Source organism: Amycolatopsis sp. WAC 01376, assembly GCF_003947415.1.
Lineage (GTDB): Bacteria > Actinomycetota > Actinomycetes > Mycobacteriales > Pseudonocardiaceae > Amycolatopsis.
This window is the reverse complement of sequence record NZ_QHKL01000008.1, coordinates 176,749-188,263: the sequence shown is the minus strand read 5'-3', so window position 1 is coordinate 188,263 and position 11,515 is coordinate 176,749. Positions and strand designations below refer to the sequence as shown.

Annotated in this window: 14 protein-coding genes; 7 read left to right on the top strand and 7 right to left on the bottom strand. The window is 67.6% G+C overall.

Annotated elements, in window-relative coordinates; translation table 11 throughout:
* Window positions 1-157: 157 nt before the first annotated feature.
* Window positions 158-736: a dihydrofolate reductase family protein gene (locus DMH03_RS34250; RefSeq protein ID WP_125796155.1), complete on the bottom strand. Its 579-nt coding sequence runs from the start codon at window positions 734-736 to the stop codon at window positions 158-160.
* 251 nt (window positions 737-987) lie between these two features.
* Here DMH03_RS34250 and DMH03_RS34245 point away from each other — a divergent pair, with 251 nt between their 5' ends.
* On the top strand, window positions 988-2,136 hold the full coding sequence (locus DMH03_RS34245; protein WP_125796154.1) for an acyl-CoA dehydrogenase family protein: 1,149 nt from the start codon (window positions 988-990) through the stop codon (window positions 2,134-2,136).
* Between the two features lie 53 nt (window positions 2,137-2,189).
* Entirely contained in the window at window positions 2,190-3,350 is a 1,161-nt protein-coding gene (locus DMH03_RS34240) for an epoxide hydrolase family protein (protein ID WP_125796153.1), read from the top strand.
* 12 nt (window positions 3,351-3,362) lie between these two features.
* On the opposite strand, the gene DMH03_RS34235 is transcribed toward DMH03_RS34240, so the two are convergent.
* Entirely contained in the window at window positions 3,363-4,259 is an 897-nt protein-coding gene (locus tag DMH03_RS34235) for an alpha/beta fold hydrolase (protein WP_125796152.1), read from the bottom strand.
* Between the two features lie 74 nt (window positions 4,260-4,333).
* On the opposite strand from DMH03_RS34235, the gene DMH03_RS34230 reads away from it, so the two are divergent.
* Together DMH03_RS34230 and DMH03_RS34225 are read left to right on the top strand one after the other, a co-directional pair.
* Window positions 4,334-4,960 carry a helix-turn-helix domain-containing protein gene (locus tag DMH03_RS34230; RefSeq protein ID WP_125796151.1) on the top strand — a complete coding sequence of 209 codons (627 nt, stop codon included), beginning with the start codon at window positions 4,334-4,336 and terminating at the stop codon, window positions 4,958-4,960.
* 25 nt (window positions 4,961-4,985) lie between these two features.
* Window positions 4,986-5,753 carry a trans-aconitate 2-methyltransferase gene (locus tag DMH03_RS34225; RefSeq protein ID WP_125796150.1) on the top strand — a complete coding sequence of 256 codons (768 nt, stop codon included), beginning with the start codon at window positions 4,986-4,988 and terminating at the stop codon, window positions 5,751-5,753.
* On the opposite strand, the gene DMH03_RS34220 is transcribed toward DMH03_RS34225, so the two are convergent.
* The 3 genes from DMH03_RS34220 to DMH03_RS34210 form a co-directional block, all read right to left on the bottom strand.
* Window positions 5,750-6,184, bottom strand: a complete 435-nt coding sequence (locus DMH03_RS34220) for a hypothetical protein (protein WP_125796149.1) — start codon at window positions 6,182-6,184, stop codon at window positions 5,750-5,752. The two genes, DMH03_RS34225 and DMH03_RS34220, sit on opposite strands and share 4 nt — an antisense overlap.
* A 78-nt stretch (window positions 6,185-6,262) precedes the next feature.
* A complete protein-coding gene (locus DMH03_RS34215) occupies window positions 6,263-6,550 on the bottom strand; it encodes a hypothetical protein (protein ID WP_125796148.1) in 288 nt (95 codons plus the stop codon).
* Window positions 6,551-6,567: 17 nt separating this feature from the next.
* On the bottom strand, window positions 6,568-6,834 hold the full coding sequence (locus DMH03_RS34210; protein ID WP_125796147.1) for a hypothetical protein: 267 nt from the start codon (window positions 6,832-6,834) through the stop codon (window positions 6,568-6,570).
* A 156-nt stretch (window positions 6,835-6,990) separates the two neighbouring features.
* On the opposite strand from DMH03_RS34210, the gene DMH03_RS34205 reads away from it, so the two are divergent.
* The 3 genes from DMH03_RS34205 to DMH03_RS34195 are packed head-to-tail and all read left to right on the top strand — an operon-like array spanning window position 6,991 to window position 8,983.
* A complete protein-coding gene (locus tag DMH03_RS34205; RefSeq protein WP_125796146.1) occupies window positions 6,991-7,413 on the top strand; it encodes a helix-turn-helix domain-containing protein in 423 nt (140 codons plus the stop codon).
* A 2-nt stretch (window positions 7,414-7,415) separates the two neighbouring features.
* The gene (locus DMH03_RS34200; protein ID WP_125796145.1) at window positions 7,416-7,898 is read left to right on the top strand and encodes an ImmA/IrrE family metallo-endopeptidase; all 483 of its coding nucleotides are present in this window, start codon (window positions 7,416-7,418) and stop codon (window positions 7,896-7,898) included.
* Window positions 7,895-8,983 carry an MAB_1171c family putative transporter gene (locus tag DMH03_RS34195; protein ID WP_125796144.1) on the top strand — a complete coding sequence of 363 codons (1,089 nt, stop codon included), beginning with the start codon at window positions 7,895-7,897 and terminating at the stop codon, window positions 8,981-8,983. The genes DMH03_RS34200 and DMH03_RS34195 overlap by 4 nt, the downstream gene beginning before the upstream one ends.
* A 9-nt stretch (window positions 8,984-8,992) precedes the next feature.
* Here the strand turns inward: DMH03_RS34195 and DMH03_RS34190 are convergent, their stop codons facing one another.
* Window positions 8,993-9,670 (bottom strand): hypothetical protein, encoded by a 678-nt coding sequence (locus tag DMH03_RS34190; RefSeq protein ID WP_125796143.1) that lies wholly within the window; start codon window positions 9,668-9,670, stop codon window positions 8,993-8,995.
* A complete protein-coding gene (locus DMH03_RS34185) occupies window positions 9,670-11,154 on the bottom strand; it encodes a glycosyltransferase family 2 protein (RefSeq protein ID WP_125796142.1) in 1,485 nt (494 codons plus the stop codon). Before DMH03_RS34185 ends, DMH03_RS34190 begins: the two co-directional genes overlap by 1 nt.
* Window positions 11,155-11,515: the final 361 nt, after the last annotated feature.

Below are 11,515 nucleotides of genomic sequence, written 5' to 3'. Positions count from 1 at the left end.
CTGTAGTTCTCGTCATTGCCAGACACTCCTGTTCGATGCTCGTGATGGTCGGTAGTCGCGTGCAGGCGACAGAAGTACAGACCAGGCGGGAGTGCCCAAACTGATCGCTGTGCCGGGAATCAGGCGGTGACCGGTCGCGATCGCCGGACGGGCGGCGTCAGTCGCGGCGTTCGTAGGTGGCGACGATGACGTTGCCGACCGTGCGTGACGAGGCCAGCTCGAAGTCGGCGGGGATCGCGCCGTCCACGAAGAGGCGCTTCCCGGATCCCACGACCACCGGGAAGAAGAGCAGCCGGTACTCGTCGACCAGGCCGTTCCGCATGAGCGTATGGGTCAGGTTGCCGGAGCCCGACACCCAGATCGGTCCGCCTGTTCCGTCTTTGAGCTCTTTGACCGCGGAGGCCACGTCGCCGTCGATCATGGTGGTGTTCACCCAATCAGCGGACTTGACGCTGCGTGACGCGACGTATTTGTCCATCGCTTCCAGGCGTTTGTTGATCGGGTGATCGCCGGTCGTCGGCCAGTACGCGTAGAAGATGTCGTAGGTCTTCCGGCCGAGCAACAGCGCGTCCTCGTCGGCCGTCCACGTGAAAAAGGTGTCGCTGAGCAGGCTGCCCGCGTGTTTCGCGGTCCAGCCGCCACCCTCGAAACCACCTTCGCGGTCTTCGTCCGGCGTTCCCGGCCCCTGGACCACGCCGTCCAAGGACACGAACTGTTGCACGATCACTTTCCGCACGATGTCTCCCTTCGTCTCGTATATACAGACTCGCCGGCACCGGAGAACTCATCGCCCGGCGCGGAGGTATTTCCCGTGAGCACGGATCGTAGTGCGGCAGGCCGGGATGATCTTGTGGCGGCGCCGGACGGCACACTCGGAGATGCAGCCCGGGTTCACGGCGGACAGGATCCAGTCATACCGCGCTCCAAGCGAACGAATCGCCGGAGGTCAAGATGGTGCTGGATATCCAATCCCCTTCACGAGAGGAGTTGGTCGCGCGCGCATCCGAGCTGGTCCCTCTCATCAGGGGACGTGCTCAATGGATCGACGAGAACCGGCGGCTCCCCGCGGACGTGATCGAGGGGATCGAACGTTCCGGGCTGCTCAAAATGCGCGTTCCCACGCGATACGGTGGATATCAGAGCGACGCCAGAACGCTCATCGACGTCCACGCGGAAATCGCGCGCGGTGACAGTTCCGCCGCTTTCTGCGTTTCGGTCTGGTCGCTCATCAACTGGATCGCCGGGTTGTATCCGGACGAGGTACAGGACGAGGTGTTCGCGACTCCGAACTCGCGGGTCTGCGGAACGTTGGCGGCGAGCGGGAAAGCGTCGCGGACGAACGGCGGCTATGTCATCAGTGGCGAATGGAGGTTCAACAGCGGGGTACTCCACAGCCACTGGAAGCTGGTGGTCGCCGAACCCGATGAAGCGGGGGCCGGTGAAGGTCCGATCATGGCGATCCTGCCGGCGTCGAGCTTCGAGGTCGTCGACGACTGGCACACTCACGGCCTGCGTGGTTCGGGCAGTGTGAGCGTTCGCGCGCACGACGTTTTCGTTCCCCAGGCGCGGGTCCGTCCGGTGATGGAATTCTTCGACGAGCAATGCAAATCGGAGACGAATTCCACCCAGTCGATCTATCAGGTGCCCATGCTGGTCACCTCCACCATCGCCACGGCAGGCCAATGTGTCGGCGCGGCCGAGGCCGCCATCGAGCATTTCCTGGACCGGCTTCCCGGGCGGAAGATCACGTACACGGATTACGAAACGCAGCAGAACGCGCCGCTCACGCATCTCCAGGTCGGCGAGGCCACTCTGCTCGCCGAGGAAGCGCGGTTGCGGGCGCAGACGTTCGCCGACTTCGTGGACGCGAAGGCGGCGCGCAACGAGCCGTGGACGCAAGCCGAACGCATTCGTTCCCGGGTCGAAATGGGGCGGGTCGCCCAATTGGCACAGGAGTCCATCCGGATCATCTCGACCGCGAGCGGCGGTAGTTCGATCTACAACGATGTGCCGATTCAGCGGATTCATCGGGATATCGAAACGATCGCGTTGCACGCCTTGACGAGCCCGAACACGAACATCGAACTGCTCGGCAGGCATCTGTGCGGGCTCGAGCCGAACACGACGTATCTCTGAGGCCGTTCCGTCCCGACTGGTCACCACGTCGGCACTACACGCGAGGAACTCCATTGAAACCCTTTCGCATCGAAATACCGCAATCGCAGCTCGACGATCTCGATCGTCGCCTCGACCAGACCCGCTGGCCGCGGGATCTTCCCGACGTGGGGTGGGATCGCGGCGTGCCGACCGCCTATCTCAAGGAGGTCGTCGACTATTGGCGGAACTCCTACGACTGGCGTTCGGCCGAGGCGGAACTGAACACGTTGCCGCAGTACGTCACCGAGATCGACGGCGCGAACATCCACTTCATCCACGTTCGTTCGCCAGAACCCGACGCGCTTCCGCTGCTGATCACGCACGGATGGCCCGGGTCGGTGGTCGAGTTCCTCGACGTGGTGGGCCCGCTGACGAATCCGCGTGCGCACGGCGGTGATGCGCGCGACGCGTTCGATCTGGTGATTCCCGCCATGCCGGGATTCGGTTTCTCCGGCCCTCCCGCCGAACCCGGCTGGACGATCGAGCGGATCGCTTCGGCGTGGGCGGTACTGATGGAGCGCCTCGGCTACGATCACTATGTGCCGCAAGGCGGAGATTTCGGCTCCGGCGTCTCTCTTTTCGTGGCGCTGAAGGATCCGGACCACGTGGCGGGTCTCCATCTGAACACCCTGGTCACGAAACCCAGCGGGAATCCGGACGATCTCGTCGGCCTGAGCGCGTCCGACCGGGCTCGGCTGGACCGGACCGCCCGCTTCGTGGACGTCCTCTCCGGTTCCATGAAGCTCCAGGCGACCCGGCCGAACACGATCGCGTACCCGCTGGTCGATTCCCCGGTCGGCCAGCTGGCCTGGATCATCGAGAAGTTCAAGGACTGGGCGGACGCGGAGACCAAGCCGGAGGACGCCGCGAGTCTCGACCGCATCCTGACCAACGTGATGATCTACTGGCTGACCGGCACCGGCGGCTCTTCCGCGCAGCTGTACTACGAAATCGTCGACCAGCTGCCCATCGCCGCGACCACCGGTACGTATCCGCCGATTTCGGCGCCGCTCGGCGTCGCGGTGTTCCCGAAGGCGCCGTTCATGTCCATCCGGAAGTTCGTGGATCGCGACTTCCCGAACGTGGTGCACTGGGCGGAGTACGACCGCGGCGGGAACTTCGCCGCCTTGGAAGAGCCCGACCTGTTCGTCGGCGATCTGAGGGCTTTCCGGCGGGCTCTCGACGCCCAGTGAGACCAGGGGGATTCAGTCCGTGCCGCGATGCGCCGTTGTCCAGCGGCGTATCGCGGCGACGAACTCCTCGGGAGCATCGGATTCCACGTAGGTGCCGGCGCCCTCGACGATCACGGTCTCGTGGTCGGTGAAGGTGGCTTCCAGGCGTTCGCGTTCCTGAGGGCGGAAGGCGATGTCGGCGTCGCCCCACACGATCAGTGCCGGGAGGTGGGCGATGTCCGCGAAACCGGCTTCGATCTCGGCGAAGAAGTCGCGGCTGGCGCGCACCCGGCCAGGGAGCACCGCGGAGGCATGGCGTCGCTGGGGAGTGCTCAGCGCCCGGCGGTAATGGGTCATTTCGGCGGCGCTCGGCTTCCGGCGCCGGTGGCCGGTGGGGACGAACACGTTGACGAGGAGGTTGAGCCGCCGGACCAGGAAGCGGGCCGGAGGTCCGCCGAGGAGCCGGGAGAAGGCCTCGAAGTGGAAGACGCCGTCGACCGGCCAGGCCCAGGTGTTGGCGAGCACCAGCCGATCGAAGACGCCTGGCCGTCGCTGCACGGCGGCCAGGCCGATCAGGCCGCCCCAGTCCTGGCCGACCAGAGTGGCGCCTTTGAGGTCGAGCGCGTCGATGAACGCGGTGACCACGTCCGCGTGTTCCTCGGGCCAGAACCGGTAGCCGGGTTTCGCGGTCGACAGCCCGAAGCCGGGGTAGTCGAGGGCGACGCAGCGGAACTCGCCGCGCAGCGCGCGGATCACGTCGCGCCAGAGGAACGACCAGGTCGGGTTCCCGTGCAGGAAAAGCAGTGTGGGCCCGGATCCCTCGTCGACGTAGTGCACGGTGTGCCCGTCGATGTCGACGAAACGGCTCTCGAACGGGAACAGGCTGTCGTCGACCCAGGCAGGTCGCACGCGCTTGGTGGTGTCGACCATGGCGGCCCCCTCAGGGTTTCTCGGGTAAGCTTGAGCTTGTCACGCACACTTGAGAAAAACAAGCGGGAGCTACGATGCGAGGCTACGGCCAGTACTGCGGGCTCGCCCGGTCTCTCGAGGTCGTCGGCGATCGGTGGAATCTGCTCATCGTCCGTCAGCTCCTCCTCGGCCCGGCCCGCTACCGGGACCTGATCGACGGCCTTCCCGGCATCGCGACCAACCTCCTCGCGGATCGCCTGCGCGACCTCGAAGCGTCGGGCGTGGTCGAGCGGCGGCTGGCCGGCTCGGGCAGCGTGGTCGAGTACGCCCTCACGCCGTGGGGTGCCGAGCTGCGCGAACCGATCGAGAGCCTGATCCGCTGGTCCGCCCCGCTGATGGTCTGCGGCCCCGGCGACGACGCCTTCCGTCCGGAATGGCTCGCTCTCGCCGTCCCCGCCCTGCTCGGTTCCCGGGTCAAGGTCCGCGTCTCGGTGACGGTCGGCCTCGAGATCGGCGGCTCGACCTTCCAGCTCCGCGCGAGCCGCGCCGGCTTCGAAATCGGCCCGCACGACGGCCGCGAACTCGACGCCACCGTCCGCGCCGAACCCGCCTGCATCCTCGGCCTTTCCGCCGGCGCTCTCACGCTCGCCGACGCGCGCGGGCTCGGGCTGGTCGAGATCGATGGCGACGAGTCCGTCGTGCGCACCGTCTTCGCCGCCTGACCGGACGGTCGAATACGGTTGCCGGATGAGCGAAACGCTGGACGAGACCGTCGCGCGGATCATGGCTGGCGTGAGCACGACGATCGCCGACGGCGACAGCATGTTCGCGAGCAACAACATCGAGCATTACCTGAGCGTGTCCAGGGACGCGTTGCGTGCGGTGCTCGCCGCGCTTGAGGTCACCGGACGGCCGGAACCCCGGCGGCTCTTGGATTTCGGATGCGGTTACGGCCGGGTGATGCGTTCCCTGCGTGCCGCTTTCCCGGCGGCCGAGCTGATCGCGTGCGACATGGACCCGGCGGCGCTGGCAAGCTGTGCGGAGGCGTTCGGCGCGCGGGCGGTGATCGGTGCGCCGGATGTGGACGACATCGAGCAGGTCACCGAGGTGGATCTGCTGTGGTGTGGTTCGGTGCTGACCCATCTCGATGCCCCGAACTGGGGTCCGCTGCTGCGCTACTTCTCACGCGCGCTGGCTCCCGGCGGCGTCGCGGTGGTCACCACGCATGGCCGCCGGATGGCGATGCGCGCCGAGGCGGGTAAGGATTACGGGCTGGACGCGCGTGCGACCGACCGCATGCTCGCCGCGTACAAGGCCTGCGGTTTCGGTTACACCGACTACGCGGGCAACGACGGGTACGGCATTTCGCTCAGCTCGCCCGGCTGGGCGGTGCAGCGCGCGCTGGAGGCGCCCGACCTGCGCCTCGCCGGGTACGACGAGGCCGCGTGGGATCTCCATCAGGACGTGATGGTGCTGGTCAAGGACGCCAACGTGAAGCTGAAGGCGGACCTCTAGCCGCGCTTCAGGATGACGAGGAACTGGCCGCCGCCGGGCTCGACACCCGCGGTCACCGGCACTCCCGGTAGCAGCCGGGAAAACCGGTCGACCAGCCAATCCGCCGCCTCCCGGGCGTCCGGTTCGGTCGGGCTGCGGGCCACCAGTTCGCGGCCGCCCTTGCGTTCCAGCCGTCCGGCGACGGTGATCAGCGGCGCGGGTTCGACGACGTGCAGGCGATCCGGCCAGGCGATGACGACCTTGACCGCGCCCTTGCGGGTGTTGCAGCCGCGGTGTGCGAGCCGCTCGGTGACCTTGGCCTTCCGGTCGGCGGTCCGGCTGTCGACACTGGGACCCCGCGGGTCGTTCACCGACATCTCCGGGTCGACCGGTTCGTCGCAGACCCAGCACCGCCAGCCGTCGCGTTCGGCCACGTCGTCGAGAAGACTCATCCGGTCAAACTAGCCTGGAATTCCGTGAAGGCCTCCTTGAGGGACCCAGAGTCCCTCAAGGAGGCCTTCACGGACCGCTTACTTCGTGCAGTGGATCCCGGCTTCGCCCCGGTACATCACGAAGCTGATCTTCACCGAGTACAGGTGGATGGTCACGCACTGATCGGGTGTGTACCCGTAGACGGCGGCGTGGTCGTAGGCCTGCTGCAACGCCGTCCGCTTCGCCGACGCCGAGGTCTTCTCGACGGTCGTCCCGAGGAACGCGCGGGTCTCTTGGACGCTCGCGGCACTCGCCACCGTCGGCGCGAGTGTCATGAGTCCCGCGAGCACCGCGGCCCCCGTGGCGCGGGCGATCGTTCTGTTCATGGTTTCCCCTCCTGATGTCAGCGCTGGCAGAAGAGCCAGACGGTCGCGCTGTAGTAGCTCGTGTGTGACCGGACGTCGGAAGCGCGGACGTAGCACTGCGAGTCCAGCCAGCCCGTGTTGCGGGCGAAGGTGCGGGCGACCTTCTCCGCCGAGGTGATGGCGGCTGCTGGGCCGGGGCCGATGCCGCTGGCGTGGAACTCTCCGGTCTCCACGGCCAGCGCCGGCGGCGCCGACAGGGTCACCGCGGCCACTGCCAGTGCAGCCGCGGTCAGCAACTTCTTCATGGGAACTCCCCCTTCCGGGTCGTCAGCCAGAATCGACCGACTCCCCTTGGTCATTCATCTCAGCTAACGTGGAAACCGTAGGCGAGAACCTTCGTGGTTGTCAACTAAGGTGAATACTCAGCCGGAAGTCATTCATTTCAGCTTACGGAGGTGACGATGACCGAACCACGGGCGACCACGCTCACCGACCGGATCGACCGCCTCTTCCAGGTGGTCCGGCGGCCCAACGGCGAGCAGTACAGCCACGAGGAGGTGGCGCGAGCCTGCCGGGAGAACACCGGCGAGTCGTTTTCCGCCGCCTACCTCTGGCAACTGCGGACGGGCCGCCGGGACAACCCGACCAAGCGGCACCTGGAGGCGCTCGCGGCGTTCTTCCAGGTTCCGCCCGCGTACTTCTTCGACGACGAACGGGGGAGGGCGCTTGCCGAAGAGGTCGAGTTGCTGGGAGCGTTGCGCAACAGCGCCGTGCGCAACCTGGCGTTGCGTGCGGTGACGCTGTCCGAGGAGGGGCTCGGAACCGTGACCGACATCGTCGAGGCGATCAAGCGGCGCGAGTCCAAGCGTGACCAGGGGGAGTAGCCATGCTGGGCAGGAAGAGTGCGCTCTGGCGCAGATGTGAGCGCATCGCGGCCGCCGTGCGGCTACCGGATCCGTTCGACGTCACCACGTTGTTCGGCGAGGTCGCGGCGATGCGGGGGCGGCCCATCGAACTGGTGCCGCTCGAGGCGCGGCCGGGGGCGCCGTGCGGGGTGCTCGCGGCCACCGACCGGGCCGACTACGTCTTCTACACGCGGGACACTTCTCCGTTGCACCAGCGGCACATCCTGCTGCACGAACTCGGTCATCTGCTGTGCGGGCACGTCGAGGGCGAGGTGCGGCCGGAGACGATCGCCGCGATGGTCGCGCCCTCGCTTTCGGTGGATCTGGTCCGCCGGGTCCTCGGCCGCACGACGTACGCGCACGAGCAGGAGAAGGAGGCCGAACTCGTCGCGTCGTTGCTCATGCGCCGCGCCGTGGGCACCGGGCCGGGATCCGATCGGCTGCGCCACGCCCTCGGTTCATGATCAGTTATCTGTCCGCCGCGCTGCTGGCGTCGATCGGCTTCACCCGGCTGATGGCGGTCCGCGCCGGGCCGGTGCATCTGGCCACGTTCTTCCTCAGCATGGCGGCGGGCCTCGCCCTCTCCGCCGACGCCACGGTCCGGTTCCTCGGTGACGACCTGCTCCCGCGGCTGGTCACCAACGCGCTGCAACTGCTCGCGATGCGCGCGCTGGTCCAGGTGGTCCGCAGTACGCGGTCCCCGGAGAAGCCGACGCCGTTCTGGCCCATCGTGCTGTGCTGGGCGCTGATGATCCTGTGCTACCTGGACATCCTCCCGCATCGGCTCGAACTGGGCACGCCCGCGTTCCAATGGCGGCCGAGCGTCGTCGCCTACCAGGTGGTCCTCACGACGTACGGCGTCACCTGCCTGGTGATGTTCACCCGGACGCTGGTCCGCAGCGCCGCCGACCGTCCACAAGGGACGTTCCGGACGGGTCTGCGGATCCTCGTCTGCGCCGCCGTCGCGACCATCGTATGGGTGCTGTTCTCCGGGCTTCCCACGCTATGGCTGGAGATCACCGACCTCGCGGACCTCGATTTCATGCCACGCGCCCGCCTCGCCGGACTTCTCGCGATGGTGCTGTGGGTCCTCGGCGGACTGTTCACCACCTGGGACGGCGCGCTCCGGCTGCTGCGTTCCTGGCAAGGGATCCGGGCGGTGACCCCGCTGTGGAAGGAACTCGTCGCCGCGCACCCGCAGATCGCCTTGCCCGTACGCCACGACCTCGAATTCAAGCTGTACCGCAGGGTGATCGAGATCCGTGACGGTCTACTGGCGTTGCGGGCCCACGTTCCGCCGCACCTCGGGGACTGGCTGCGTGCCCCGGTCGACGAACCCACACGCGCCGCCGCCGAACTCGCGGCGGCGCTGGTGATGCGCGAGGCGGGCCGAAGCTGGCCGCGTCCGTCGTCCGGGCAGGATGAAGCGCACCCCAGCATGCGGGACGAAAGCGCCTGGCTGAGCGCCGTGTCCTCGGCGTTCACGGATTCCCTTGTCGTGCGGGAGGTCCGGCGACGCGCGATGGCGGAGGCCGGGCACCGCTCCTGACGGGCGTCGTCACGGAGTGGTCTTGCCGAGCTCCAGCGTGGCGTTGTGCAGCGACGAGTACAGCGGGTCGGAAGTGAAGTCCGGCCCGGTTTCCTCGCCGAGGTAGACGTCGATGTGCCGATCGCCGCCGAGTCCGGGAGTGAATTCGTCCATGATCCGCCAGGAGGCGGAACGCAGCCTTTCGCAGACTCCCGCGTCGATCGCCGTGCCGTCCTCCGCGGTGCCGCAGCCGGTGATCCGCAGTTGCCGGCCGTCGCCGAGGACGGCCGGATCCGCGGCGGCGGAGACGAACGGCTCCAGCGGGCGCCCGTGGCTGTCGCGGGGTGCGTTGTCCAGCCAGAAACCGATGTCGTGGGACCAGTTCAGGTAGCGGCCGGCGTGACGGCCGCTGACGATCCGGCCGGTGCCTTCGTCTTCGACGGCCTTCACGAAGTCTTCCGGGTAGTTGCCGAGAGGGTCGTCGCCGCGTTCGCAGTCGATCACCAGACAGCCGGTGACCGGCACCGGATCTTCGTCGTGGTGCGATTCGACGGCGGTGTAGTACACGGTCACGTACCAGCCGGTGGACGCCTCCTTCCCGGAGTCGCCGCGGTCGATCGTGGAGGCCGCGGCGAGGGCCAGCCCGGCGGCCGCCAGGACGAGAACGAGCTTGTTCCGTATCGGGCGGCGCCGGTGCCGGTCTGCCATCACACCCGCTCCAGTCGTTGCGTCGGTTCGGTTTCGGACAGCGGATGCGGGACCGGCCGGGTCCGCTCGGCGGCGGCGAGGACCGCCGCGGGGATCGGCTGGGTGACACTGGGATCGATCGTCACCGGTGGGGCGGCCGGGCGCGGTAGCGGGAGCGGCGCGGATGCGGGCATCGGGACCGGCATCGGCGGCGCGGGCCGGCCGTCTTCGGCCAGCCGTTCGGTCTTGGACCAGCCGTTGCGTCCGGACATCAGCCGGAACAGCGCACGCCACGTCGCGATGATGCCCAGCGCCAGGAACCACGGGTAGAGCAGCCCGGCGAACAGGCAGCGCAGGATGTTCTCGTCGCGGAGCCGGGCCCAGTAGACCAATCCCCAGAGCAGACTCGGCGCCATGGCCAGCCCGACGAGCATCGCGGCCGACGTCGGCAGAGTGTCCACTGTGGCCACCAGCCCGCCCAGTGTGCTCCCGGTCGCCAGCGCCACGGCGGACGCCGCGACCAGTCCGACCAGCAGCAGCGACATGGGCACGGTCAGCCAGGGCGAAAGCAGGTAGATCAGGAAGTCGGTGAGGCCGACGCCGCTGACGAACCTCGACGTGGTCAGCCTGCGAAGGTGCCGGAAGCACTGCAGGTTGCCTTGCGCCCACCGGGTTCGCTGGCGCAGCAAGCGTTTCACGTCGGTCAGCCCTTGCTGGGTGACCCACGCGGATTTCGTGTAGCGCACGCGGATCCCGTCCAGGTGCAGGCGCAGGCCGAGTTCCAGGTCCTCGACCAGGCAGGCCGACCACGGGCCAGGGTGGAACCGCGCGAGGACGGACAGCCGGGTGAACTGGCCGTTGCCGCCCAACCCGACGCTGCCGACCAGGTCGCGCAGGGACTGCGCGGAGTCCGCGATGGCGCCGAATTCCAGATCCTGGAGCAGCGCCAGCGTTTTGTGCCGGTTGTGGATGCGCACGCGGCATTGCACCGCACCGACCGACTTCTCCGCCATCAGCTCGGCGATCTCGTCGAGCATCCCTTCGCTGCAGCGGCCGTCGCCGTCCACGATCCCGACGACGGTCTGCTCGATCGTGCCTTCCCGGCCGGCGATGTCGAGGATGTAGCGGTACGCGGTGTTGAGGCCCTCGCCCTTGCCTTGGCGGGCCATGGGCAACTCTCGGCGCAGGACATGCAGCCGCGGATCCCTGATGCCGGCGAGGATATGCGGCGTCGCGTCGTCGGAGGCGTCGTCCACGACGACGACACGGACCGGCGTGTACCGGGTTCCGGTGGCCAGCGCGTTGCGCACCGTGTTCGCGATGACGCGTTCCTCGTTCAGCGCCGGGATGACGATCCAGAACGGCACCGGATCCGGTGTCCGGCGCACACTGCGTGGTCGTTGCGGGGACCGCCAGGCGAACACCGCCAGGATGAGGTTCTGCAGCGGCCACCAGATCAGCACGCCGACCATGACGGTGGCGACGACGGACAAACTGGTTTCCATTTCGCTACTGCCCCCTTTCCGTTTCCGGCGCGATTCGGATGAGAATCGACCGGGTAGCGAAAAGCAACAGAACGAATGCGGCGAGTGACAGTGGCAGCCAGGCGCCGGCCCCCGCGGCGATCCCCATGGTCGCCGTCGCGCCGACCGACGGCCCGATCCGGACAACAGACATTTCTCCCCCAAGATTCAGCGTGCTCAATTCCTTGTGTGTGAAGGATTGTGCGTGATGCGTCGCGCCCCCCGGCCGATCCCGCATCCATGGACTACGACGTGACGAGTCAGGCTCCGGTTCCCTCGAACGGGTGAGGAAATTCGGCGGGAACCGGACAGAACCACTCTGCGTCGCATCGGTCACAGCGCC

Coding starts and splice junctions, on each gene's coding strand:
- DMH03_RS34235 (WP_125796152.1), bottom strand. CDS start 4,259: ATGGTCGACACCACCAAGCGCGTGCGACCTGCCTGGGTCGACGACAGC.
- DMH03_RS34230 (WP_125796151.1), top strand. CDS start 4,334: ATGCGAGGCTACGGCCAGTACTGCGGGCTCGCCCGGTCTCTCGAGGTC.
- DMH03_RS34225 (WP_125796150.1), top strand. CDS start 4,986: ATGAGCGAAACGCTGGACGAGACCGTCGCGCGGATCATGGCTGGCGTG.
- DMH03_RS34220 (WP_125796149.1), bottom strand. CDS start 6,184: ATGAGTCTTCTCGACGACGTGGCCGAACGCGACGGCTGGCGGTGCTGG.
- DMH03_RS34215 (WP_125796148.1), bottom strand. CDS start 6,550: ATGAACAGAACGATCGCCCGCGCCACGGGGGCCGCGGTGCTCGCGGGA.
- DMH03_RS34210 (WP_125796147.1), bottom strand. CDS start 6,834: ATGAAGAAGTTGCTGACCGCGGCTGCACTGGCAGTGGCCGCGGTGACC.
- DMH03_RS34205 (WP_125796146.1), top strand. CDS start 6,991: ATGACCGAACCACGGGCGACCACGCTCACCGACCGGATCGACCGCCTC.
- DMH03_RS34200 (WP_125796145.1), top strand. CDS start 7,416: ATGCTGGGCAGGAAGAGTGCGCTCTGGCGCAGATGTGAGCGCATCGCG.
- DMH03_RS34195 (WP_125796144.1), top strand. CDS start 7,895: ATGATCAGTTATCTGTCCGCCGCGCTGCTGGCGTCGATCGGCTTCACC.
- DMH03_RS34190 (WP_125796143.1), bottom strand. CDS start 9,670: ATGGCAGACCGGCACCGGCGCCGCCCGATACGGAACAAGCTCGTTCTC.
- DMH03_RS34185 (WP_125796142.1), bottom strand. CDS start 11,154: ATGGAAACCAGTTTGTCCGTCGTCGCCACCGTCATGGTCGGCGTGCTG.